A 24,534-nucleotide genomic window follows, 5' to 3' on the forward strand; every position below is an offset into this window, starting at 1 on the left:
TTTCGAGGTTTTTATTATTGAATTGATTCAGAAGGATTTTTGAGTTGAAACAGCTTAAAGGTATAACTGGTCAAGCCCGTGATTTTTACTTCATATTCATGACCAACAACCAGCGGAACTGATCCAGGATAATAAGTGATAATAGTTTCAAAATTGCCATAGCCAGTATGACTGTAATTATGGACATTCTTAGCCTGATAAGTTTGAGCAGTATCCTTATCAGTAATGGTGATTATTGGATTGCCTTTAAAGCTTTGATCTGAAAGATAGACAGACCAGGCAATATTTTGACCTTGCAAAAGCTCGATTGGAAAAACGCCGCTGCTGGGATAAGTTACCATTTCTTGGCTAGGAGCACGAAAAACGTCATCAGGATTAAAAACTTTTTGAACAGAATAGCGGTAGCCATTCTTACCGTACGCAGCGCCTGCTCCAGTTGAAGTTAAGCGTGTTGACAATAGCCAAGCTCGGTGACCAGTGTCAGCGCCGGTTAAATTATATTGGTCGGTTAGCAGATCAGTAATAACATCACCAGCTGTTTGATCACTAGTATTGAAATTAAGGTTAGCTTTGCTTGAAATATTGCGCGCTAGCTGCCAAACGTTTTTGTTAATTACTTTCGGACGTTTTTCAAAAGGCAGGCTATGTTGGTTAATCCGAGGGTTAGCATTAAGTGCGGCCAGCACAGCTGCAGTTTTTTGTGCAGCAATATTATCCTGAAAGTTTTCTCTAACAGGGGTCAAGCCAAATAGCTGTCTATAATAGTTGGTGTAGGCTAATTGACTATTAAGGTAAGCAGGAACGAGCGCACCTTGTTTAAATCTGTTTTTAAACTGGGGCTTGCTCAAATAAAGATTATTAAAATTAAAAGTGGTAGTATCAAGCTGTGCATATTCCTGTTGTAAATGGGCTATCTTATTTATTTCGTCAGGAGTGAATTCTGCCGCATAAACTTTAGTGTTACTAAATGGAAAAATGAAAAGTAAGCACAAGAGGGCAGTATAAATTTTTTTAATCATTTAAAGAGCGCTCCTTTCTTTAATATAAATTATAAGGCAAAATTAAATTAAGTATTATTCAGATTGAAAAAAGATAGTGATATTTAATAATTTGTTGCACAGGTCTTTTATGAGGGAAAAAGTATTTTGATTAATAATGCAAATATGCAACTGGCAAAAAATATTAGTATTACTTTAAATAGTAACTTAGATGATTGGGATGGGGTAACCGGCCCGGTAGATAAGGACTTACGGCAAGTAGTAGTTCAGAAAACTACTATCAATAATGGCTATGCTTATGCTTTGCAACATGTAGCTGGGGATACTTTTGTTTATCGTGGTCAAAATAACAGTAATGTTTCTTTTAATAAGCAATTACCGGTTTTACATCTAACTGGAACGGCTGCTGGTCATACACAAACTTTGGAGTATGCCGGAAGAAATGGGCAGTGGTTTATTGGCACCAAGCCAAATGATTTGAATTCAGGTTGGTCTAGCTGGTCTAAACAAATTGCACGTATTGCAATTCCACGATATTTTAAAGTTACTGCAAATACCAAAATGCGGCCGCGATTGTCCAATTTAAATTATGCAGGAGCTGATTTTGGTATCAGTTGCAGTGGAGATCAATTCGCACGTGTGGAAGTTGCTGTTTCTCCTAATTTAAATTACTTTTTAATAGCTTATGGGGATAATGACTTTACCGGCTATTTTGCACTTTATTATTTAAACGATATTAATAATGCTCTTGATCAAGCAGCAACGTTAACCAAACATGTTGATATTACTACAATAAGATGTTTAGCTGCCTTTAAAATACCAGATTTGTCTGGTCGCATGGGATTAGTAGGGTCGCTGCAGGGATTTGCCATTGATAATAATCGGGATATCTATATTTCCAGTCAGTTTGCAGACGACAGACTGGGCCAAAACCGCAAAATTGTTAAAATTCCCTGGAATGCAGTCAATCCGTCACATTGGGAGCTAATTGATTTGTCTCAGAAAAATCAATTAGAAATAGCCGGTTATTATACTGAGCTAGAAGGCATACAACTGGTTAGCAGTAATGATATCTATTTGACTGTAGCCTACCATCAGTCTTTTGATCCGGTTAATCCTGGCAAGCATCCCACAAAAATAAATAAGCTTTATGAAATAACCTGGGAATAAAACGGTATTTTTTAATATAGTATAAATTTTTTGTTTATGATTTTGTCTTATACAAGGCTTTTTGCTTATAATAAAAATAATCCTAAAAAATTGTCTAAATTACAATTCTTCGGGTTTTTCTTGCCGTATAATAAAAAGTTAAGAAATAATGCTAAGAGGTAAAAATAATGACTAAGAAAACACAAGTTGGTTTAATTTTTGGTGGAAATTCATCTGAATATGAAGTCTCAATCATGTCAGGCCACAATATTTATAATGCGATTGACCAAAATAAGTTTGATGTTCACCCAATTTGGATAACCAATGATGGCTATTTAGCAAGCGAAGAAGATTCATTTAAAGTTTTAAAAGATCCTAAATATACTATTGAGAATCCACATGAAGTAGCCAATATTTCAAACTTAATTCAACTGCAGAATTTACCGGAAATTGATGTTTTCTTTCCAATAGTGCATGGTAATTTAGGTGAGGACGGTTGTCTGCAAGGACTGTTCAGAATCCTGAATAAGCCTTTTGTTGGCGATGATGTGTTAGCTTCTGCTGTAACCATGGACAAGGAATTTACCAAAATTTTAGCACAACGTGTTGGCGTCCCTGTTGCTGACTGGATTGCGATTAAACGCTTTGAATATGAAGATGATGCTAATGCCAAGCGCGACTATGATAAAGTCAGCGAGAAACTAGGCTCTGACCTTTTTGTCAAGCCGTCAAACCAAGGCTCTTCAGTTGGCGTTCATCATGTTACCAATAAAGAAGAATTTGCTGATGCTTTGGCTGACGCTTTTAGATATGATGATAAGGTCTTAATTGAAGAAACCATTCATGGTACGGAAGTTGAAACTGCTGTTTTAGGTAATGACAAGCCAATTGTTTCAGGCGTAGGTCAAATTATCAATGCGGCTGGGACTTTTTACAGTTATGAAAATAAATATGATGCTGATTCCACTACTACTTTGCAAATTCCGGCAAAATTACCTCAAGAAATTGTAGATAAAGTTAGAGCAAATGCTTTAAAAGTATATCAAGTTACAGAATGCAGTGGCTTGGCTCGGGTTGATTCGACACTGCGCGCTAGTGATAATAAGATCATCTTAACTGAAGTGAACGCTTTACCCGGCTTTACCAATATAAGTATGTATCCTAAGCTGTTTGAAGAAGTAGGTATTTCGTATTCTGAGCTAATTACCCGTTTAATTGGAAAAGCGCAAGAGCGTTTTGACCATAAGAAAAACCTGTTACATAAAATTGGTTAATTAATTGTGCTAGGGAGTATATCTGATGAGTGAAGATAAGCATAATTTTGAAGAATTAACCGCGCCTTCGGCAACGGCTAAGTACCTGCACATTAGTGTTGCTACATTACGTAAATATTCTTTAATTGTGGAAAAAGTTACTGGTAAGCCTGATTATTATGCCAGAACAAAGCAAAATGCACGTTTATATAGCAAGCAGGATGTGCAGGACCTGGAAGATTTTCACAAATTGGCCCAGGATAACGGTTTAACCTTACAGGAAGCTGCTCAACAGGTTTTTGCGGTTACTGCTAAAAAAGATAAGCCTGAAAAAACTGAAGATGACAAAAAGCAGGAAGTAATGTCTACTTCTCAGATGGTGAAACTACTGAATGCTTTACAACAAACAATTGGCCAGCAGAATACGGCACTGAGTAATCTGCAAAAGCAATTGGATCATATCGAAAAGCAGAATAAACAGTTATTGGAAAAGCAAAAAGAGTTGAAAAAGCCTGCTTCTAAAACTACTAGTTCAGAAGATGATTTTAGCGTTTTGCCTGATATTTCAGGAATCGTGACTAATGATGATATAACTGATGTTGACGAAATGCCTGATACTAAGCCACTAACTGCGGCTGAAAAGCGTGCTCAAGTGGCACAAGACGAAGAAAAGTCAAGCGAGCAAATGCATGAGGAAATTTTGGCTAAAGCTAAAGAAAATGCCGAAAAAGGTGCCAGTGCCAATACTCACCGAACATTAGCAGACATGCAGGTTGAGCCGGAAAAGACCCATTGGTGGCAACGGTTTCTCGATATGTAGGTATATAAGAAACGACTTTTAGTTAAAAGCCGTTTTTATAATATTTAAATTTTGCAAACTTAGCTTAAAATTTATGTTTAATGGCTGCTTTTAAGTTACAGTAAGTAAGTATAAATCGATTGGAATGATTTGGTTGAAAAAAATTAAGAAGCGCTACTTATTTGCGGTATTAACTGCAGCTATAGGCTTGATTCTAACAGCTTGTACCTATTTTGCGACGGATATTTATTCTAAAAATGATGTAGCTGTAATCACCGATACTAAAATTAAGGATACTTTAGAAGAAAAAAGTACGGATGTCTATGGTAATAAAGATGAAATCAGAAAGCAGGTTCTTCATTTAAAAGTCTTGTCAGGCAAGTTTAAGGGCCAAGCTTATAAAACTACTAATATGTATTACCCCTCGCAATTAGTTACGCAGAAATTTCGCGCGGGTCAGAGAGTGTTGGTCAATGTTAAACATGGTGAACCAGTTATTCAGGATCCCAAACGAGACTGGGTTTTGGTTTTAGCATTGACTGTAATGTCAACGCTGATGGTCGCAGTTGCCGGTAAAAAATCATTTAACTTAATTGCATCAATGATACTCAGCTGGATAATTTTTTATATTGTTATCATGCTGGATATCAAACTTAACGGTTCTTATATTGTCCTGCTGTTTGGTTTGGCTGATATTGTTTTTTCATTCTTTAGTTTATTGGTTGTTCAAGGCTTTAACCGTAAAATGCTGGCAACGTGGTTGGCGACGATTCTAGGTACTTTTGTTTCTTTTGCATTGTGCTACTTGATTATGCGCCTGACTGGTGAATCGGAGATCAAATACGAAACGGGAGATTATGCTACTCAAGATCCTCGCGGCATCTTTTTAGCACAAACCTTGCTAGGTATTTTAGGGGCTGTAATGGATGAAGCCACTGATATTATTTCCAGTCTTTATGAATTAGTTCAGACTAAAGCAGATTTAACTGCCCAGCAATTGATTAAAAGTGGACGTACTATGGGTCAGGAAATCATGGGGCCTCTGATTAATGTTTTGGTATTAATCTTTATGTCTGAAGAATTGCCAATGACAATTATCTATTTGCGCGATAATAACAGTTTGCGTTCCACCTTTGGTTTTACTCTTTCACTTGGTGTCACGCAGAGTATTATTTCAGCGATTGGTATAGTTTTAACAGTTGTCTTTGCCACTGGCTGCAGCCTGCTGTTTTTAGAAGAAAAAAAGCGGAAAGCGGGGACTGAAGAATGAGTACACTAACTGCCTTGCTAATCGTATTGGCAATCCTAATGACGATTGTAGGTGGAGAAACTGGCATTCGCAGTTTCTTTAGCGTTTTGATCAACACTTTATTATTAATCTTAGTAGCTATCTTGATTTCTTGGGGTATCAACATTCCTCTTTTGATTTTGATTTTTGTTCCTTTAAAATTGGTAACTATTATTTTCTTAGGCACGCATGATTATCAGGTTGCTAAAAATTCATTTTATTCTTCTCTAGTTGTTTGTTTAGCAGCCAGCTTAATCATTCTGGGTTTTGAATGGCTGGCGCAAGCTGCCGGACTTGGACCAGAAGCTGGTGAAATTTTGGTTGGCTTGTCGCAAATGCCGGGCTTAAGTTATCCCTTAATTGCAGTAGCAGTTGCTATCTTTTCCACACTTGGCGCAGTGGCTGAAGCTGCTGTATCAATGAGCTCCGGTTTGCTGGAAATCAAAAAGCATAATCCAGCAATTTCGTATGAAGATCTGAAAGCTAGTGGAGCCAAAATCAGTAATGACGTCTTGGGAACAGCAATGAATACCATTTTGTTTGGGATGTTTGGCAGCTTCCTTTCATTATTTTTATGGTATATTCGTTTGAATTACACTTTAGGCGAAGTACTAAATGAAAAAATGTTTGTTAATGAAGCTTTAATTATAATGTATTCTTTAATTGGTGTATTATTAACAGTACCATTAGCAACAACCTTTTTAGCAAAAAACATGGTAAAAGTGGGGGAGAAAAATGAAAGTAAATGATTTAACATTAACTAATTTTAACCAGCGCAAGTTCAACGTGCACACATACACTTTGGGGTCAATTGGCGAGCTGGTAACACCAAAACACCCCCTGGCAATTGTTGTTCCCGGAGGTAGCTTCGATCATTTGTCTCAAAGAGAAAGTGAACCTGTAGCGCTGGCTTTCAATAACTGTGGTTTTAACAGCGTGGTTATGGAATATAATCTCGTGCAAGACGAAGGTGACATTTATCCTGATGCCGGGCTTGATGTCTTAACTACTGTTAAATACTTTCGCGATCATGCACCAGAATATCAGATTGATCCCAACAAAATAGTCACGATTGGCTTTTCCGCTGGTGGTCACGTAACTAGTTTTGCCAACAGCATGGCTAATTCTTCAAAGTATCAGAAAGAGTTTGGCTTTAAGAGTGAAGAAGTTTTGCCTAATAAAACTATTTTGGGTTATCCTTTAATTAACCTGACCAAAATTGGTTTTGACATTCCGGCAGATGAGCAAGATAAAGTACCACAAGATGAATTTATCAAGGATAGCTCTTTAGGTGTAACTACTAATACGCCAGCAACCTTTATTTTCCATGCCTGGGATGACCCCGTAGTTCTTGTCACCAATACGTTTGAGTATGCAGCAGCATTACATGAAAAGAAAGTGCCGTGTGAAGTTCATATTTTCAATCGTGGTGGTCACGGCTTTTCTTTAGCACGAAAAGATATGGTAGTTAAAGGCAGAGAATGGCAAGAGAATCCGCACGCTGCCCATTGGTTTGAACTGGCACAGGAATGGTTAACAAGTGAATGGCAATAAAAGGGAGTACAGATGCTGTACTTCTTTTTGTTCGGATTTAGAAGTTTTAATTATAAAAATATAATAATACTCATATTAGAAATAAAAAATTTAAATTATTTTAAGCAAAGGCCTTGCATTTATTTCCAGAGGGTATATAATACCGGTATTTAAATCGAAAGAAAGGACATGATTTTTTGAAGCTAACGAAGATAAAAATTTTAACGGCAGTTAATGGCTTACTAACTCTAAGCAGTCTAATCATGTTATTCTTTGGATTATGCAATCAAGTTAATGAGTCAAAGAATCTGCTAGAAGAAGAGCAAGCGATTTCGCTGGACAATAATAATATGATTATTTTGGCGGCTGTAGTTGCTTTGATGGTCTTCGGCTATGCATTCTTTGCTACTTGGTTAAAAGGTGAACCCGCAAAAGTTCATTTATTAAGGCACAGAGCATAAGATGATTAGAAAAACTGAGCTGTACTTCAATGGTTGAGGTACAGCTCAATTTTTTTGCCTAAAATAACTTAGATTATCTTTTTTAATTTCCTTGCTATATAGAGTTGCTTGTTTAACTAAACATATTTATGATGAGCATAAGTAACAAAAAGCCAGTAATAAAGAAAGGTATTATTGATAATGTGTACAATAAAAGATAAAGTTTATGATCCGTTTTTACCTACTTTACTAATTTCTCTGCATGAGGAGTATGTAAAAGAAATTTTAACGGGACAAAAAATAATTGAGTACCGTAAGAGTTTTTTTAAGGACAGTTTTCAAGCCTTTGTTTATACTACAGGCAGTAATGGCGGGATACAACTATTTATCAAATGTGCACCTTTGATTCGCAGTAATGCTGCTACGTTAGCCCAGATAGGGCAAGAAATTCAAAAAGATGATTATGCAGAAATATATGACTATTTTATGCCTAAAAATGATGGCTGCATTATTCTAATTTTAAAATCATGTGCTCTTAAAAAGATTTCACTCAAGCAGTTAAGAGCCGTTTTGCCTGAAATTGTTGTCCCGCAAAAATATTTGTTTTTAGATCGACCTGATAAAAAAGACTTGCTCGATTTTTTATTAAAGCAGGAATACGATAACTTATTCATTAATAAATGGGATGAACGGTATGCAAAAATTAGGCAAATAGTTGAAGAGAATAAGTAATTACTAGAAAGTTTTTCTAATTTGGATTATAACGTGGAAAATAAAAATGAAAAATAAAGAAATTTCACTGAATACTAAAAAAGATTTTGCTCAAGCGCTAAAAAATTGCTTAAAAAAGAGCCATTGGATGCAATAACTGTAAAACAATTGTTAACTCTAACTAATAAAAGCAGGCCTACTTTTTACTATCATTTTCAGGATATACCGGATCTTATTAAATGGACGGTTAAAACCGAAATTATAGATTTACTAAATAAATCACAAGGTTACGACAATTGGGATAAAGATATTTATAATATTTTCTAATATTTTTATGAAAATCCTTCATTAGGCAAGGCTTTTTACGAGAACTTGGATATTAAACAATTTGACACTATTTTTAGAAAACCACAAATAAATGTTCTTTTCGGATATATTGATGAAATTATAAGCAAGGAAAACTTAAAAGTTAGAAAAGAAGATCGCAATTTTATTGCAAATTTTTTTACCGGTGGTTTTACTGAAATTGTTCTTGATTGGCTAGGTAATGGGCAACAAGAGTCGCCAAAAGAAATGAAAAAACAGTTTTGTAGAACCCAGAAAAATATTATTGTCCATTCTTTAAAGGTAGCAAGTAAAGATAAAAATAAATACTGAAACAAAACATATAACAATTTATCGAATTTGTTAAACATCTAACAAATTATTGATGTTGTATGTTTTATTTCTTATGCAAGCGCTTAATATGGATAATGTAAGAAATGTTATTTGATAACAAATACGAATAGAGAGGAATGCATATGAAAGTATTTAAGAACAAAGTAGCATTAATTACCGGTGCAGGTCATGGATTTGGACGAGCGTTATCATTAGAGGCCGCTCAAAGAGGTATGAAACTTGCCATTGCTGATATAGATAAGAAAGCACTGTGTAAGACAGAAAATGATATTAAAAAAACAGGTGCAAAAGTGATCAGTATTCCAACTGATGTAACCGAAGAAAAAGATATTGATGCTATGGTTAAAAAAACTATGGCCGAGTACGGGGAAATTAACTTGTTAATTAACTCGGCTGGTGTTGCAATTCCAGGACCAATTTGGGAACTTCCTACACGTGACTGGGAATGGATCTTACACGCTGATTTGATGAGCCAAGTTTGGGCATTAAAACGAGTAATCCCAATTATGCGCAAGCAAAAAGGACATGGCGACATTTTAAATGTTGCTTCAATGGCTGGGCTTATTACAAGTCCATTAATGCCTGCATATTATGCTACTAAGTTCGCTGTTGTAGGAATGACTGAAGCAGTTGAATATGATTTACAGGCCGAAGAAGCAAATGTTGGTTTACATGTATTTTGTCCAGCATTCGTGCAAACAGATTTATATCATACTGAAGAACATCGTCCTGAAAAATATACTGATAAAAGTGATCCTTATTACTCTAGTGAAATATTTAAGGAAGGTCAAAAGCAAGCTAAGAAAGATATTACTACTGGCATGCCTTTAGACAATGTACCAAAGATTATTTTTAAAGCACTTGAAGATGATAAATTCTATATTCTGACTCATCCAGGTATGAATCCAGCGATTGTTGCAAGAGCCAAAAATATACCTAGTGGTAAAGGACCTGATCTAAAAGCCTTAGCTCCATTTATGGAAGAAACACATGAAATTGAAGAGGGATAGTAATGAAAGACGAGAAAATTATAAATGACAATTTTGAAGACGTGGTATTTAATCGGCAATCTGTAAGAAAATTTGACCCAACAGTAAAAATTTCACATGAAGAATTTGAAAAAATGATTGAGGAGACTGCCACAGCACCATCAGCATGTAATTTACAGGCCTGGCATTTTGTAATAGTTGATACGCCTGAAGGCAAGGAAAAGCTGAAAAGTTATTTTATGAAATTTAATATGCCTCAAGTCGAAACTTGTTCTGCCATGGTTTTATTATTTGGAGATACTGAAGCTTATAAGTCTTATCGCGACTTATGGACAAAAGCATATCATAATGGTCAGATTGATAAAGCAAAATTAGATGAAGTATTTAGTACATTTCTTCCGCTATATGAACATGCAGACTATCAAACTTTAGTAATGGACTCATCAATCGATTCAGCATTGGCAGCAATGCAATTTATGTTAGTGGCAAGAAGCCATGGCTACGAAAGTAATCCCATCGGTGGTTATGACGTCAAGAAGGCAGCTGAAACTTTTGGACTTGATCCTAAACGTTTTGTACCCGTTATGGCAATTGCAGTCGGTAAAAGACCTAAGGATGAAGAGCCCGAAGTGAAATCTGTTAGATATCCTGTTAAACAGATATATAATTTTGCCTAAACTAAACACATATAAAAACGCAACCTAACAATTAGTTAGGCTGCGTTTCTTAATGGGAAATTTGTATTAAAGAGGTATCTTCTAATACCAGTGATGTGTTAGCCAGAAATTCTTGGCATTAACCCATGAACCATAACGACCGTAAACATATCTGTCAGCGGTTCTTTCTTGGTTCTTCTTAGAATAATTACCTTTTAGGTAAGCAATGTTTAATTGGTATTTGCCATAACAAACACCATTACGTGCGTAATAATTGCCACCCGATTCACGCATTGCAATCCATCTCTTGGCTGCACGTTCTGCTTTTGACATCTTACGAGCGGCTTGTACTGTTTGCGTATATGAATTATTATTAGTAGTTTCTAAAGCAGTGACGAAACTAAATGATAACGCCAGTGCTGTAATTAACTTAAGTATTAAACTTTTACTGTTCTTCAATATCTTCAATCCCCACAATTAACTGTCTTAATTCTATAGATAATAATACACAGTCAATGTGTCATTGTTGTTACAGAAATAACACGCAACTCTTACAAAATTTTTGAAAAATTTAATAATTCTACTAGTTTTGAAAAAATTTATCTTAATAAAGCCAATTATTACTTCCTTGAATGTTTTAATGTCATTTTTATTTATGTCTGTTAAAATTGGTAGTAACTATTATTTTAGGAGGTAAATATGGCTGCTAAACATTTTTATGAAACTTTTCACCCTGAACACTATGACTTGTTCATAGACATTAATCGGGCACAGAAAACTATTAATGGTACTTCGACAATTACCGGTGAAGCAATTGAGAATACTATTTTAATTAATCAGAAATATATGAAGATTGCTTCAGTAACAAGTGAAGGCAAAGAAGTACCGTTCACTGTCAATGACGAAAAAGAAGCAATTGAAATCGAACTGGGTCAAACTGGTAAGGTAACGGTTGAGATTAAGTATTCGGCACCGCTGACCGATTCTATGATGGGAATTTATCCTTCATATTATCAAGTTGATGGTGTGCAAAAACAAATTATCGGTACTCAATTTGAAACTACAGCTGCACGTCAGGCTTTCCCATGTGTTGATGAGCCAGAAGCCAAAGCTACTTTTTCTTTAGCACTTAAGTATGATGAGCATGAAGGTGAAACTACAATTGCCAATATGCCGGAAGTTAAAGTCGAAGACGGCGTGCACTATTTCGCTCAAACCGTTAGAATGTCCAGCTACCTGATTGCCTTTGCCTTTGGTGAATTGCAATCAAAGATTACTGAAACCAAAGACGGCGTTCAAGTGGGAGTTTTTGCGACTAAAGCACATCAAGCTAAGGAATTAGACTTTGCTTTGGATATTGCTAAGCGGGCAATCGAATTTTACGAAGAATTTTATCAAACTAAGTATCCACTACCTCATTCTTGGCAATTAGCGCTGCCTGACTTTTCTGCCGGAGCAATGGAAAACTGGGGACTAGTCACATACCGTGAAGTCGCAATTTTGCTTGATCCTGATAATGCAACTCCGTACCAAAAAGCTTATGTGGCAACTGTTATCACTCATGAATTGGCGCACCAATGGTTTGGCGATTTAGTTACTATGAAGTGGTGGGACGATTTGTGGCTCAATGAAAGTTTTGCCAACATGATGGAATATGTTTCAGTTGATGCTTTAGAGCCAAACTGGCATGTTTGGGATAATCTTTACCAAATTTCGGAAGTACCAGCAGCTTTAAAACGTGATGCCACTGATGGTGTCCAATCCGTTCACGTTGATGTGGAACATCCAGCTGATATTGATTCAATTTTTGATAGTGCAATTGTTTACGCTAAAGGTTCCAGAATGCTGGTTATGGTACGGGCACTTTTAGGTGACGATGCCCTGCGTAAGGGTCTTAAGTATTACTTTGAACAGCACCAATATGGTAACGCTACGGGTGATGACTTATGGGATGCTCTTTCAACTGCTACTGATTTGGATATTGGCAAGATCATGCATACTTGGCTTGACCAACCGGGTTACCCTGTAGTTTCTGCCAAAGTGAATACAGCTGGTCACTTGATTTTGAGCCAAAAGCAATTCTTCATTGGTGAAGGCAAAGATGTTGGACGTAAATGGGCTATTCCTTTAAACGCAAACTTTGAGGCGCCACAAATTATGTCTGAAAGAGAACTGGATCTAGGAGATTATCAAGAGTTGCGCAGTGCTGCCGGTCACGCTTTGCGTGTAAACGTAGGCAATAGTTCGCACTTCATTGTTAATTATGATGAAACCTTAATGAATGATATTATGGCTGAATTTACTAAGTTGAAGCCGGTTGATCAATTACAATTACTGCAAGACTTGGGACTTTTAGCAGAAAGTAAACAAATTTCATACGCTGAGATTGTCCCGTTACTGCCAAAATTTGCGGATTCTAAGTCATATATTGTCATTAGTGCGTTATCTTCCAGTGTTCGTTCATTGCGTAAATTTGTTACTCCGAATTCACCTGCAGAAAAAGATTTAAAGGCATTCGTTAATAAATTGACTCAAAAGCAAGTCGAGCACCTAGGCTGGCAGGCAAAAGCTTCCGATACAGATGATGATAAGAGAATTCGTCCATTAGAAATAGCTTTGGCATTGTATGCCGATAATTCTGCTGTGATAAAAGATGGTCACCAAATTTTTACTGAACATAAGCAAAACTTAAACGAAATTGATGCTTCAGTTCGACCATATGTTTTAATGAATGAAGTTAAGAATTATAACGAGTCAGGTTTAGTTGACCGTTTAATTAAAGAATATCAAACTGCAACTGATCCTAACTATAAGGACGATCTTACTGATGCTATTACCGACACCAAGGATCCCGCTGAAATCAAGAAGCTTATTGAGAATTTTGAGAATGCTGCAGTTGTTAAGCCACAAGATTTGCGTTCTTGGTTTGCGAATGTCTTAGCTAATCCAAAAGGCGAACAATTTGCTTGGGACTGGTTACGGGACCAATGGTCATGGCTGGAAAAAACAGTCGGTGGTGATATGGAATTTACCACTTATATTACTGTGGCTTCAAACATTTTCCATACTGAAAAGAGACTGCAAGAATTTAAAGAATTCTTTGAGCCAAAGGTTGATCAGCCGGGTCTTGGTCGTGAGATCAGAATGGATACCAAGAATATCGAGTCCAAGGTTGACGTGATTAATGCTGAAAAGGATGCTGTCAATCAAGCTGTTAAGGAAACTTTGTAACTAAAATTGTTTAATTTTTAATGTCATATTAATAAGTATTAAAAAGAAGCTGATAAATCAATGTGTAGAAACATAATTTATCAGCTTTTTTATGCTAAGTATTAATATGCAAATTTCTAAAAAGAGCTTTGCAATATGGCGCTGCCAATTTAGAGTAAGTGAAGTGCTCCAGAATAGTTAGATAGGTAATCTAATTATTGGAGCATTTTTTTCTACGGCTTTATACAAAATATATTCTTTACCAGTCGAATTATAATTGATCTTTGTGAAAAATCAGTTTAATTTGAGAAGACTAAGTTAAATCCACTGGTACTAAAAGCCAAAATAAATATTATGCATAAATTTATTAATTATTGTAATTAATTATAAATACTGGTTAACTATATTTTCAATTAAATTAATAGTATTACCGTAAAAATAGTTGAGGTTGGTATTTTCAGGATCAGGCACACCGCTGCCACTATCTACGACAAAGGCAAGGTCGCCAATGTTAGCATAAGTGCTGTGCGGTGTAGCAGTGATCGTAATAATATCGCCGCCATCTTTCTTACAACCTGCAATTTTGATCAAACCATTTTTATTTTCTCCAGATTGTGAGAACGTAATCAAAGTATGAGGCAATTGGTCAGATGCAATTGAAATTTCAACGCCATCCAGGTCTACACCATAAATTTTTTTAAGTAATAGTTTGCGGTAAGTGTAATTTACTAGAATCTTGCAAAAGCCCTCACCAAATAAATAGGTTCTTTTTTCCAGCTTAATTTTATGAAAGAAATCCGCAACTACCTTAGTGCTTAAATTACAGTGAACAAACGGCAAGTTGGCAAAGGTCTTTAGCGGCTGAGTTTTGTAACGAGAAGAAAGGAAAAAGATAAATTCTTTAAAGTTAGCAAAACCAGCGCGCCTGACTAATCTGCTGACTGAAGCAGTTGACAGATAATTTTTCTTAGCTATATAGCGAATGTCTAAACTATCGTTGGTGATGATTGAGTCAACAATCGACTCAATCACTTTAATATCTTGATGACGCAAATGATTATTAGGGAACAAACGGTCAATTTGAAAGATTTTAGTCATTTAACACACTACCTTGAAAATATTTTCCCATTTTGAAAACCACACCATAATACGTGTGTTTTGTTGTTATTGCTCTTTCATTATACTATATTAAATTTGTTCAAAGAAAGCGTTTTAAATAATTTGAAAGGTGTGTGTGAATGAAGCAAGTTGTTATTAATGCCGATGATTTTGGCTATTCACTGGCCGTAAATCGAGGAGTTATTAAAGCGTATAAAGATGGGATGGTTTCTTCTACAACTCTTATGGCAAATATGCCAGGGTGTTTAGAAGCAATCAAGTTAGCAAATGAAAACAAAGACTTAGGAGTTGGCTGTCACCTTAACATCACAACGGGTAAACCCATGACGGATGCCAAAACACTGGTTGATGAGAATGGCGAATTTTACCATTTGGCCGGTTATAAAGAGCATCGTAGTGAAATGGATCCCGAAGAAATTTACCATGAGTGGTGCGTGCAAGTTGATTTCTTGTTAAGTAAGGGAGTAAAGCTAACTCATTTAGATAGTCACCATCATGTTCATTCTTTTTCTGAGAATTTGACTCTTACCCAGCGCATTTCTGATAAGTATCAGTTACCGGTTAGAAATTGTTACGGTATTGAAAATCAAGTTAAGTTGTCTTATCAAAGAGGAATTGTTGGTTTTGATGATCTGATGAATTACGCGCATATTCGCAGTTTGGATAAATCTTATCATGCGGATCAAGAACAATGTTTAACAGAAATACAAGCTGTTCTTGACCGTCTGCAGGATAACCAAATAACTGAGTTTATGGTCCACCCTGCATTTGTAGATGAAACACTTTACTTCAATTCTTCATTTAATGTGCCGCGAATCAAAGAAGTAACAATTCTCTGTGATTCGGCTTTTAAAAAGAAGTTGCAGGAAAATCAAGTAGAAGTAATTCCTTATCCCAAATCTTAAATAAAAAATGTAATGTAAGGAGGCAAAATTATGAAGGGCAAGTTTATGAAGTCCGCGAATGTTTTTTCACGGGCAATAATTCAACCCGTTATGTTTATGGCCGTAACTGGTATTATCTTATCAGTCTGTGCCATTTTGAAGCTAGACTTAATGCCGACCATTTTGAAAGATACTGGTAATTTTATTTACAATATCCTATCAAGCGGTATGATCGGGCAATTAAGTTGTATTTTCTGTGTAGGTATAGCTACAGCTTTGGCTAAACCTAAATATAAAACTGATGCCGCAATTTTAGGTATCGTTACTTATTTAATATTTTTGTTCGCCAACAATTCATGGCTGCAATTAACCCACCGTTTGGCTAAGCCAAATTCTCAGGGACTCTTTGGTACTGGGCAAAACATGGTTTTCGGTATCCAAGTCACTGATATGGGAGTTTTCCTTGGAATTATTTTAGGAATCCTAGTGGGCTGGATGGTAAATAAATGGGGGAATATTAAGCTCCATAAATATTTATCACCATATGCAGGAACAAAATCCGTTTACATTATTTTAGTATTTGTAACTATTCTGTTTGCAATTGCTATTACTTATGTTTGGCCTGCAGTTAACTGGGTTATTGAAAATATTGTTAAGGTAATGTCAACTACGGGCTCCATTGGGTTCTTCTTCTATGGCTTTTTAAACCGTATGCTTTTACCTGTTGGACTGCACCACTTCTTATGGATGCCTTTGTTCTACACTCCTTTAGGTGGTACTGCCAGGATTGCCGGCAAGCTATACACTGGTGCGTTTAATATTTGGTTAGCTGAGTTAGGCAACCCTAGTCATATTACTGCAATGCACCAATCCATTGGTTATCTGTCTAATTTTGGTTCAATTTCGTTACCTATCGGTATTGCTTTTGCTTTCTGGAAGATGTCAGAACCAAAGAATAGGCAAAAAGTTGCGGCTATTTTAATTCCAACTGTTACTACTGCCTTTTTAGCAGGTGTTACTGAGCCTTTGGAATTTATGTTCCTGTTCTTATCACCATTACTATGGCTAGCTCACTCAGTTGTTTACGGAATTAGTCTATTTTTGACAAATATAGTTGGTATCGATATTCAGTTTGATACCGGTATTAATATGATTATTAATAGTTTTGCCTTTCCGGCAAGGCTAGGACACCAGTATCTCATCCCAATAATGTTTGTCGTCACCGGTTTACTTGAATACTTTGTCTTCGTCTTTATGATCAAACGCTTCAACATTCCAACTATTGGACGTGCTAACGCGGACGAGACACTCCTTAATGGTGCAGAAAGTGAAGATGAATCTGTCGAGCAGGCAGAAGAAAAACTTGCTCAAACTGACAGTGCTACAGAATCTGCAGACACTGCAAAATTTGATAATCAAACTAAAAATATTGTAGCTGGTCTAGGTGGTCCAGAAAACATCGATGAAATGATTAATTGTTATACTCGACTTCGCGTTGACGTTAAAGATACAAACAAATTAGATATGGATCTATTGAAGCAAAAGACCGGTACTAAAGGCGTCATGCAAGATGGTAATAATATCCAAATAGTATTTGGAGTTGATGTAGAAAGTATTCATGATAAAGTTGATGAATATCTTGATTATCTGAAAAAACACCCATCAGAAAGTGGAAAGTAATTTAGGAGGATTATTGAAATGGCAAATAAATTTGTAATCATTGGTGGCGGATCAACCCAATCACCAAGTATCTTGGAGGTTTTACGTCAACGTTCTGCTGACTTAGATATGAACCAGCTAGTTCTTTATGATATTGATGAAGAAAGAGTGTCTCTTTTAGGGCAGTACACCAAAATGTATTATAAAGAAACAGGTTCACCGGTTCATGTTTCTTACACGACTAACTTGGAAGAAGCTCTACAAGATGCAAACTTTTTATTCATGCAAATTCGTCCAGGTCTGAACAAGCAACGGGCTATTGATGAAAAAATTTGTATTCGCAATGGCGTTATTGGTCAGGAAACTTGTGGACTTGGCGGCTTTTCCTTTGCAATGAGGGTAATACCAGATATTATCGCTATTATTAAGAAGGTTAAGCAAATTTGTCCTGATGCATGGATTTTAAATTACACTAATCCAGAAGCAATTTTGTCAGAGGCAATTTACCGCGAATTTCCTGAAGCAAAGGTAATTTGTATCTGTGACATGCCAATTTCAATTGAAGGTGCAATTGCACAATACTTCCATAAAGATTTAAAAGATATTACCTTCAAATATTTTGGCATGAACCACTTCGGCTGGTGGACATCAATGATTGATGAGAACGGTCAGGACTTATTGCCACAACTGCGTGAGGACGTCCAGTCTGGCAAGATTGATACCCTTGCTCAATGGAATGACGAAACTCTTGATGACCAGTATTGGATTGATACATACAAGCGCATGATTACCATTTTCAAGCGTTTTCCTGAATATTTCCCTAACTGCTACTTGCAGTACTATTTGATGCCTGATGTAATGATGGCTGAATCTGATGTTAACTTCACACGTGGTGACTGGGTAATGCAGGGACGTGAAAAGAGAATCTTCACAGAATGTCGGCGCGTTTTAAAAGCCGGCACAGCTAAAGGCTCTTCACTTAATTCTGGTGTTCACGGCAACTACATCGTTGATATTGCTAACGCAATTATCCATAATACCCGCGAACGTTTCACCGTTAACCAAAAGAACAATGGTGCCATATCTAATTTTGATCCAGATGCCGTAGTGGAAGTTCCAGCATATATTGGCAGCATGGGTGCAGAAACCATTAGTATTGGTAAGATCCCAACTTTTCATAAAGGACTAATGGAACTGCAAAAAGCTTACGAAAAACGGACAGTTGACGCAGCGTTATCTGGCTCATATCAAGTTGCCTTAGAAGCAGTTGTCCTTAATAAGACCATACCAGATTACCATGTAGGTAAAAAGGTTTTGGATGAGTTATATGAGGCTAATAAACAATATTGGCCGGAATTGCATTAAAAATATCACTACTAAAGATATCACTACTAAAAAGATTAGCCTTAACTATAGTTATTGCTAGTCTTTTTTGTGAGCAATAAATTTTATAGAAAAAAGACTAACTTTGAAGTAAAAGTTAGTCTTTTAGCATACTATTTGACTTATTTGATTAAGATTTAGTCATATACAATAACCGGCTCGTGTTTACTTACATTGTGCCAGACCTGCTTAATTTCTCTGGGCTTAATATTAACACAGCCGTGTGAGCCACCTCTTAAATAGGCTTTTTTACTCCAGTCACCGCGCCAGCCAGCGTCGTGAAAACCGCAACCGGTTAAAGTAAACGGCATCCAGTAACTAACAGGTGAAGCGTATTTAGAGCCATCGTTGTTGCGTCCACGCAGTACCGCATGGCGTTGCTTATAGTGAATATACCAGACTCCTTGAGGCGTACGGTTATTTTTATTACCATCCTTTGTCCCGGTAACAACATCGTTAAGGTGAACAACCATCTTGCCTTTGCGCACAATCCACATTTCCTGCTTTTGCAGAGAAACTACAATATAGTCATCACCTATGCCATGATTATTTAAGCCGTAGCCTAAACCATAAGTGCTGTAGCCAAGACCATAAATATAATTTTTGCCGTCCAGATTTTTAGTTCCATTCAAAAATGCTTGTTCAACAGCTGCTTGTGCTCTTTTGACATGCACGCCCCAGCCATAGCTTTGGTTTTTAACACTAATTTTCTTTCCTGCAACTTTATTGCCTTTTGGAACCGCAAAACTATAGCTTTGATGAATTGTTGAAACATCCTGGTCAATTTTATTAAGCTTTGCCGTTAAGTTTTCGCTATTAAGAAAAGTGTACTTGCCTTTTCTATAAATTGCCTGGTTAATTAATTTTTGTGCTTTGAGTTTATAAACTTTGCCTGCAACATGGTAATTAACTACGGCGTGGCTCATCGTTTGCATTTTTTTGTTAGCGGCATCCAGATCAGTATTGCGGTATTCATAGCTTTGCTTATTGGGCATAGTTGTATGTTGCTTTTTAAAATAAGCGGCAACTTCCCGCTTTTTAATAGTCTTGCTGCTAGGATCATATTCAAGTGCAACTTTACCATTTTCCAGGGAAACCATGTTGTTCGCTTTCCGATTGATTTTGGCAGTTGCTTTATTAATTGTTAAGTTTCCAACTTCTACGCCATAAATGTTAACATTAGGGTTAAAATGATTTGTAGCGAATGCTTTAGCCTGCTTTTGCGCTTCGACGTGATTGTTATACAACACCACGCCAAATACAACTGCTAAAATCAGAACTATTCCGATAATAATTAAAAGCAAGTTATTGCGGTTATTGTATTTTTTTAAATTTCTTTTTGATTGCATAAGTTCTACCACCGTTGGAATTTTCAAAAAAATAATTGCGGTTACAGTTTACCATCTATTGCGGCCCTAGTAAAATGCAAGATATAAGAATGTTTTTGGGAGGGATTGCTCAATGGAAAATGACCCATTAGTGTTTGATGTTAACATAGCTAAAGAAAAGCCTAATTCTTATCGTAAAGTAAAAAATAATTCTGGCTGTCCCTTTTGTGATGTGGCGGGTTTGACCCATATCTTAAAAAAACAGGGTGGGATGATTTGGCTTGATAATAAATACCATACGTTACGTGATACGGTTCAGACTGTTTTGATTGAGTCCAATAAGCATCAAGGAGATATTACCACTTATTCGCTTGATTATAATCGTTCTTTGATGCGTTTTTCACTGTCATGCTTTAAGCAGATGAATGATTCACACAAGTACAGATCGGTTTTATGGTATAAAAATTATGGCGAAAATTCTGGTGGCTCTCTTGCACACCCCCACATGCAAATAGTGGGTCTGGAAAAGATGGATGGTTATAAGTACATTCAACCCAATAATTTTGAAGGCATAAGTATTTTTAATAAAGATGGGGTTGAGGTTAACGTGAGCACGCATCCAATTCAGGGCTACATTGAACTCGATTTTAATCTTCTTGATGAAAACAGTATTGACGAATGGTCCGACTGGATTCAAAGCGGAGCAAAGTATATGCTAAAAGTTTTATCAAAAGGGCGTAATAACTCCTATAACTTGTTTTTCTATCCGCGCTTTGATCGGGGCATTAGTGCTAAATTAATCTTACGTTATACGGCATCACCATATTTTGTCGGTTATAAGCTATCGCAGGTAGACAACCGGGAGAAACTGCTCACTGAAGCCGAAAACTTTAAGCGCTTTTTTGAGTCTGGGTCAGTTTTAGAGAAAGGATTTAAAATATAGCTTTTACTGAATTAATTATTATTAAAACTAATACTTAGCAGAGATAATATTTGCGACAAATAATTCTAAGCAATATAATAGCAAGGTGCTTTTTTTAAGGAGGATGCAAATGCACAGAAAAGAAACAAAAAACCTGGCTATTACTGCTATATTTGTCGCAATCTTTTTATTGCAAACTCTCATACCCAATATTGGTTACATTCGCATACTACCAACTTTGCCTGCTGTAACGACTATTCCGTTAACTGTTGCCATATATTCTTTGCTTATGGGGCCAATTGCTGGGACTTTCTTTGGCATTTTCTGGGGCATTGCCCGCATGGTGCAGGCGTATACTCAGCCTGGCGATATTGTCAGCCTGATGCTTTTCCAGAACTTTGTGATTGCGGTAATTCCTAGTGTTTTAGCTGGTCTTTTCCCGGGACTGATTGGGAAACTAACTGCTAAAAAGAAAAATAGCATTAAAGAAGTAAGCTACACGGTTGCGGGAGCAGTGACTTCTTTAACTAACACTGCTTTTGTAATCTTGTTAACCAGTTTGGTTTTCATGGGTAATTCTGCCAAGTTGTTAGGACATTTAGGCAGTTTTAGTCAAGGCACACCTTTAATTACTGCGTTAATAGTTGCTCTCGGCTTGAATGGACTTGTGGAAGCTATATTTACCGCTATTGTAACACCCATTATTGTTACTCCACTCGCCAAAGTTTTACGCAGATTGGGTTAAAAATTTTAGTTTTAATAAAAAGTTAATATTTTTGAGCTAGTCACTATTATTAGGAAAATAACATTGATGTAAGTCTTTCAATTTTTGAAAGGCTTATTTTTTTATTGACATTCTTGCTTTCTTACATTAGTGTATTAGATAAATAGTACAGAAGTATTACACCGAGGACTTTGCAAATGACTGAAATTTTACGAGTAGATCAAGTTACAAAAACATACGGCAAGCGGGGCGAAAAGCAGTACCAGGCTTTAAAGGGAGTTAATTTTGCAGTTAATTCAGGCGAATTTGTAGCCATTATGGGAGCTTCGGGTTCTGGTAAAACGACTTTGCTTAATATCTTGTCGACTTTAGATAAACCAACTTCAGGCAACGTTTTTATTAATCACCAAGACAACAGCACGTTAAATGCTAATCAGCTGGCTGATTTTAGGAGTCAGCAAATTGGCTTTATTTTTCAAGACTTCAATCTCTTGGAAAATTTAACTAATCGTGAAAACATTGCTTTACCTTTAAGCTTACAGGGTATTTCTCCTAGAAAAATTGATCCGCTGGTTGACAAAATTGCGACTAGGCTGGGAATTAAAGAGATATTGCCTAAATATCCTGCTGAAGTATCTGGTGGGCAAAAGCAGAGAGTGGCAGCTGCTAGGGCGTTGGTGCATGAACCGGCAATTTTGCTGGCGGACGAGCCAACTGGCGCCTTGGATTCAAAGAGCGCGCGTGAATTGCTTTTTACTATGGCAGATTTGAATCAAAACGACGGTATCACCACTCTCATGGTTACCCACGACCCGTTTGCCGCCAGTTTTGCCAGCCGCATTTTATTTATTAAAGATGGCAAGATTGGTGAACAAATGTTGAAAAACGGGCAGTCGAGGCAGGAATTTTATCATCTGTTAATTGATCACTTAGATACTGCTGAATAAGGAGAACAAAAATGATTTGGAAGTTGTCCTTAACGGGAATCAAGAGTCGCTTTAAAGATTACGCGGTTTTGTTTTCCGGCCTAGTTGTTGCCAGCATGATTTTTTACATGTTCCTCACAATCACTATTAATCCCACCTTTATTAAAAATGATATTGCAGCACCAAGTAATTATGTCCGTTTCACCTTTGGCTTTGGTATTGTCTTGCTGGTAATCATTACTGCTATTTATTTGGTTTATGCTAATTCTTTTTTATTGAGCATGCGCAAACATGATTACGGCATGTACATGATGCTCGGAGCTAAGAGTACTAAAATCGGGGCACTAATTTTTCTGGAAACTCTGATAACCGGTATTTTGGCCACAATAGTGGGTATTCTGCTGGGTTTTGGTCTAACAGCCATTGTATCGCAGCTGCTGATATCACGTTTAGGCTTGACGGTAAAACATTTTGCCGTTATTTTACCCAATGCCATTATCTGGACGATTATCTTCTTCATTTTGATCTTCTTATTTGGCGCTTTGAAAAATGTCCGTAAATTAACCAAGACACCGATAATTGAATTATTGCGTGATGACCAAAAGCCGGTTGCCTACAAGCGCCAGCCGGTCTTGCACTGGATTCAAGGAATACTGGGGCTGGTGCTCTTAGCTGCAGGCTACTTTATTCTGGGTCTTCCAGGCAGTGCTATTTTATTTATTATTCCAGCAGCGTTAGTGACCATAGTTGCCGGTTCATACTTCACATTTAATGCTTTTTTCAGTGCCTTAATTGGGTTCTTGCTTAACCGCAGAAGCTATTCTTATCATGGCATTCGGGTATTTACTTTGGGGCAGTTGAAATTTCGGCTGCATGATTATACGCGAATTTTGACAGTAGTTTCACTACTTTTTGCCTTGGCACTTGGTGCTATTACTGTGGGACTTAATTTTGGCACGCTCAGTGAGCAGCTTAAAGGCAATTTTTACTATGACACCACTATTATCAGTGATTCCCCAAAGGTAGCGCAGGCTAAAAGCAAACTGACGATTACCCGTGAACAAACTTATCATTATAAGGAACAGGGCAAGTATTTATACTTTAACCGCAGTGAATTTAATAATAATCCAGTTAAAAACGTCAAGTTTTACATGAAAAATGGTCAGCCTGCCTACAAGACGATCAACTTGCCTACTAAAAAATTAGATGTGCCAGCAACGTATGCTAACAATGCTTTTGGCGCTATGGTTCCTGATGGTATTGCTAAAATCATTCGCTTGGTTTCACCTGAAAAGTGGGCCGAGAAAAAAGGGCAGAATAAATTTGTCAGTTTCGTAAATGTGAAAAATTTCGATCAAGATTACCCCACCATCTTAAAATTACAAAAACAGCAGTTAAAAGAAAATTCTGCTTATGAGTATATATATACTTCGAGCAAGGCTGGCAGTTACCAGTTAATTAAGAATTTCAGCAGCGGGTTTGAATTTATGGGTTTCTTTTTAGGTATCGCCTTTCTAACCATGCTGGCTTCGACCTTAATGTTTAAGGTGTTAAGTGGTGCTGCCAGTGACAAGGTGCGCTACCAAATGTTATTTGAAATTGGCACAAGGGTAAAGATATTGCGTCAATCTATCAGAAATGAGATTGGAGTTCTGTTTCTTCTGCCCGGTGTATTGGGCGTAATCGACGTTCTTTTCGGGTTGAGACTGTTTAAATTGCTTTTACCGCACCCCTACCAGAACTTGTGGATTCCCTTTACGATTTTTATTGTGCTTTATCTGATTTATTACTTATTAACGGTGAAATTATATGAAAAAATTGTGCTTGCACATGAATAAAATTGGGGCGGTAATTAATACAAGTTTGTTTTTAGTAAAAGAAAAGG

At 36.7% G+C, this 24,534-nt stretch carries 23 protein-coding genes; 19 read left to right on the plus strand and 4 right to left on the minus strand.

Annotation, left to right across the window (positions count from 1 at the left end):
• Nucleotides 1-14 precede the first annotated feature (14 nt).
• Nucleotides 15-1,019 (minus strand): CAP domain-containing protein, encoded by a 1,005-nt coding sequence (locus LDX54_RS01020; protein ID WP_265667138.1) that lies wholly within the window; start codon nucleotides 1,017-1,019, stop codon nucleotides 15-17.
• Nucleotides 1,020-1,145: 126 nt separating this feature from the next.
• Here LDX54_RS01020 and LDX54_RS01025 point away from each other — a divergent pair, with 126 nt between their 5' ends.
• The 11 genes from LDX54_RS01025 (at nucleotide 1,146) to LDX54_RS01075 (ending at nucleotide 10,515) form a co-directional block, all read left to right on the plus strand.
• A complete protein-coding gene (locus tag LDX54_RS01025; RefSeq protein WP_265667137.1) occupies nucleotides 1,146-2,168 on the plus strand; it encodes a helveticin J family class III bacteriocin in 1,023 nt (340 codons plus the stop codon).
• Between the two features lie 167 nt (nucleotides 2,169-2,335).
• A complete protein-coding gene (locus LDX54_RS01030; protein ID WP_187156884.1) occupies nucleotides 2,336-3,421 on the plus strand; it encodes a D-alanine--D-alanine ligase family protein in 1,086 nt (361 codons plus the stop codon).
• A 25-nt stretch (nucleotides 3,422-3,446) separates the two neighbouring features.
• A complete protein-coding gene (locus tag LDX54_RS01035) occupies nucleotides 3,447-4,220 on the plus strand; it encodes a transcriptional regulator (protein WP_265667136.1) in 774 nt (257 codons plus the stop codon).
• 133 nt (nucleotides 4,221-4,353) lie between these two features.
• Nucleotides 4,354-5,469 carry a YibE/F family protein gene (locus tag LDX54_RS01040; protein ID WP_199726678.1) on the plus strand — a complete coding sequence of 372 codons (1,116 nt, stop codon included), beginning with the start codon at nucleotides 4,354-4,356 and terminating at the stop codon, nucleotides 5,467-5,469.
• Nucleotides 5,466-6,236, plus strand: a complete 771-nt coding sequence (locus tag LDX54_RS01045; protein ID WP_265667135.1) for a YibE/F family protein — start codon at nucleotides 5,466-5,468, stop codon at nucleotides 6,234-6,236. The genes LDX54_RS01040 and LDX54_RS01045 overlap by 4 nt, the downstream gene beginning before the upstream one ends.
• Nucleotides 6,223-7,041: an alpha/beta hydrolase gene (locus tag LDX54_RS01050; protein ID WP_265667134.1), complete on the plus strand. Its 819-nt coding sequence runs from the start codon at nucleotides 6,223-6,225 to the stop codon at nucleotides 7,039-7,041. Before LDX54_RS01045 ends, LDX54_RS01050 begins: the two co-directional genes overlap by 14 nt.
• 176 nt (nucleotides 7,042-7,217) lie before the next feature.
• Nucleotides 7,218-7,481, plus strand: a complete 264-nt coding sequence (locus LDX54_RS01055) for a hypothetical protein (RefSeq protein ID WP_046324173.1) — start codon at nucleotides 7,218-7,220, stop codon at nucleotides 7,479-7,481.
• 180 nt (nucleotides 7,482-7,661) lie between these two features.
• Nucleotides 7,662-8,192 (plus strand): hypothetical protein, encoded by a 531-nt coding sequence (locus LDX54_RS01060; RefSeq protein ID WP_265667133.1) that lies wholly within the window; start codon nucleotides 7,662-7,664, stop codon nucleotides 8,190-8,192.
• A 351-nt stretch (nucleotides 8,193-8,543) separates the two neighbouring features.
• Nucleotides 8,544-8,828 carry a TetR-like C-terminal domain-containing protein gene (locus LDX54_RS01065; protein ID WP_281214430.1) on the plus strand — a complete coding sequence of 95 codons (285 nt, stop codon included), beginning with the start codon at nucleotides 8,544-8,546 and terminating at the stop codon, nucleotides 8,826-8,828.
• Between the two features lie 143 nt (nucleotides 8,829-8,971).
• Complete coding sequence (locus tag LDX54_RS01070; protein ID WP_265667131.1) at nucleotides 8,972-9,859, plus strand: SDR family NAD(P)-dependent oxidoreductase; 888 nt, start codon at nucleotides 8,972-8,974, stop codon at nucleotides 9,857-9,859.
• Between the two features lie 2 nt (nucleotides 9,860-9,861).
• Nucleotides 9,862-10,515 (plus strand): nitroreductase family protein, encoded by a 654-nt coding sequence (locus tag LDX54_RS01075; protein ID WP_265667130.1) that lies wholly within the window; start codon nucleotides 9,862-9,864, stop codon nucleotides 10,513-10,515.
• Between the two features lie 81 nt (nucleotides 10,516-10,596).
• On the opposite strand, the gene LDX54_RS01080 is transcribed toward LDX54_RS01075, so the two are convergent.
• Nucleotides 10,597-10,956 carry an aggregation promoting factor surface protein gene (locus tag LDX54_RS01080; protein WP_265667632.1) on the minus strand — a complete coding sequence of 120 codons (360 nt, stop codon included), beginning with the start codon at nucleotides 10,954-10,956 and terminating at the stop codon, nucleotides 10,597-10,599.
• A 237-nt stretch (nucleotides 10,957-11,193) separates the two neighbouring features.
• On the opposite strand from LDX54_RS01080, the gene LDX54_RS01085 reads away from it, so the two are divergent.
• A complete protein-coding gene (locus tag LDX54_RS01085) occupies nucleotides 11,194-13,725 on the plus strand; it encodes a M1 family metallopeptidase (RefSeq protein ID WP_265667129.1) in 2,532 nt (843 codons plus the stop codon).
• 363 nt (nucleotides 13,726-14,088) lie between these two features.
• Here LDX54_RS01085 and LDX54_RS01090 read toward each other — a convergent pair whose 3' ends face one another.
• The gene (locus LDX54_RS01090; RefSeq protein WP_198202258.1) at nucleotides 14,089-14,802 is read right to left on the minus strand and encodes a MurR/RpiR family transcriptional regulator; all 714 of its coding nucleotides are present in this window, start codon (nucleotides 14,800-14,802) and stop codon (nucleotides 14,089-14,091) included.
• 140 nt (nucleotides 14,803-14,942) lie between these two features.
• Here LDX54_RS01090 and LDX54_RS01095 point away from each other — a divergent pair, with 140 nt between their 5' ends.
• Genes LDX54_RS01095 through LDX54_RS01105 form a run of 3 tightly spaced genes read left to right on the plus strand, consistent with a single transcriptional unit; the run spans nucleotide 14,943 to nucleotide 18,731 of the window.
• Nucleotides 14,943-15,728 carry a carbohydrate deacetylase gene (locus LDX54_RS01095; protein WP_265667128.1) on the plus strand — a complete coding sequence of 262 codons (786 nt, stop codon included), beginning with the start codon at nucleotides 14,943-14,945 and terminating at the stop codon, nucleotides 15,726-15,728.
• Nucleotides 15,729-15,758: 30 nt separating this feature from the next.
• Complete coding sequence (locus LDX54_RS01100; protein ID WP_265667127.1) at nucleotides 15,759-17,387, plus strand: PTS transporter subunit EIIC; 1,629 nt, start codon at nucleotides 15,759-15,761, stop codon at nucleotides 17,385-17,387.
• 18 nt (nucleotides 17,388-17,405) lie between these two features.
• Nucleotides 17,406-18,731, plus strand: a complete 1,326-nt coding sequence (locus LDX54_RS01105) for a maltose-6'-phosphate glucosidase (protein ID WP_046324182.1) — start codon at nucleotides 17,406-17,408, stop codon at nucleotides 18,729-18,731.
• A 155-nt stretch (nucleotides 18,732-18,886) separates the two neighbouring features.
• Here the strand turns inward: LDX54_RS01105 and LDX54_RS01110 are convergent, their stop codons facing one another.
• Nucleotides 18,887-20,098 (minus strand): L,D-transpeptidase family protein, encoded by a 1,212-nt coding sequence (locus LDX54_RS01110; protein ID WP_265667126.1) that lies wholly within the window; start codon nucleotides 20,096-20,098, stop codon nucleotides 18,887-18,889.
• A 112-nt stretch (nucleotides 20,099-20,210) separates the two neighbouring features.
• Here LDX54_RS01110 and LDX54_RS01115 point away from each other — a divergent pair, with 112 nt between their 5' ends.
• From LDX54_RS01115 to LDX54_RS01130, 4 genes are all read left to right on the plus strand, one after another.
• Nucleotides 20,211-21,020: a DUF4931 domain-containing protein gene (locus LDX54_RS01115; RefSeq protein WP_265667125.1), complete on the plus strand. Its 810-nt coding sequence runs from the start codon at nucleotides 20,211-20,213 to the stop codon at nucleotides 21,018-21,020.
• A 109-nt stretch (nucleotides 21,021-21,129) separates the two neighbouring features.
• Nucleotides 21,130-21,744 (plus strand): ECF transporter S component, encoded by a 615-nt coding sequence (locus LDX54_RS01120; RefSeq protein ID WP_265667124.1) that lies wholly within the window; start codon nucleotides 21,130-21,132, stop codon nucleotides 21,742-21,744.
• A gap of 176 nt (nucleotides 21,745-21,920) precedes the next feature.
• Nucleotides 21,921-22,670, plus strand: coding sequence for an ABC transporter ATP-binding protein (locus tag LDX54_RS01125; protein ID WP_265667123.1), 750 nt, complete (start codon nucleotides 21,921-21,923; stop codon nucleotides 22,668-22,670).
• Nucleotides 22,671-22,681: 11 nt separating this feature from the next.
• Nucleotides 22,682-24,487, plus strand: coding sequence for an ABC transporter permease (locus tag LDX54_RS01130; protein WP_265667122.1), 1,806 nt, complete (start codon nucleotides 22,682-22,684; stop codon nucleotides 24,485-24,487).
• The last annotated feature ends 47 nt before the right edge of the window (nucleotides 24,488-24,534 follow it).

Source organism: Lactobacillus sp. IBH004, assembly GCF_026185255.2.
GTDB classification, from domain to species: domain Bacteria; phylum Bacillota; class Bacilli; order Lactobacillales; family Lactobacillaceae; genus Lactobacillus; species Lactobacillus melliventris.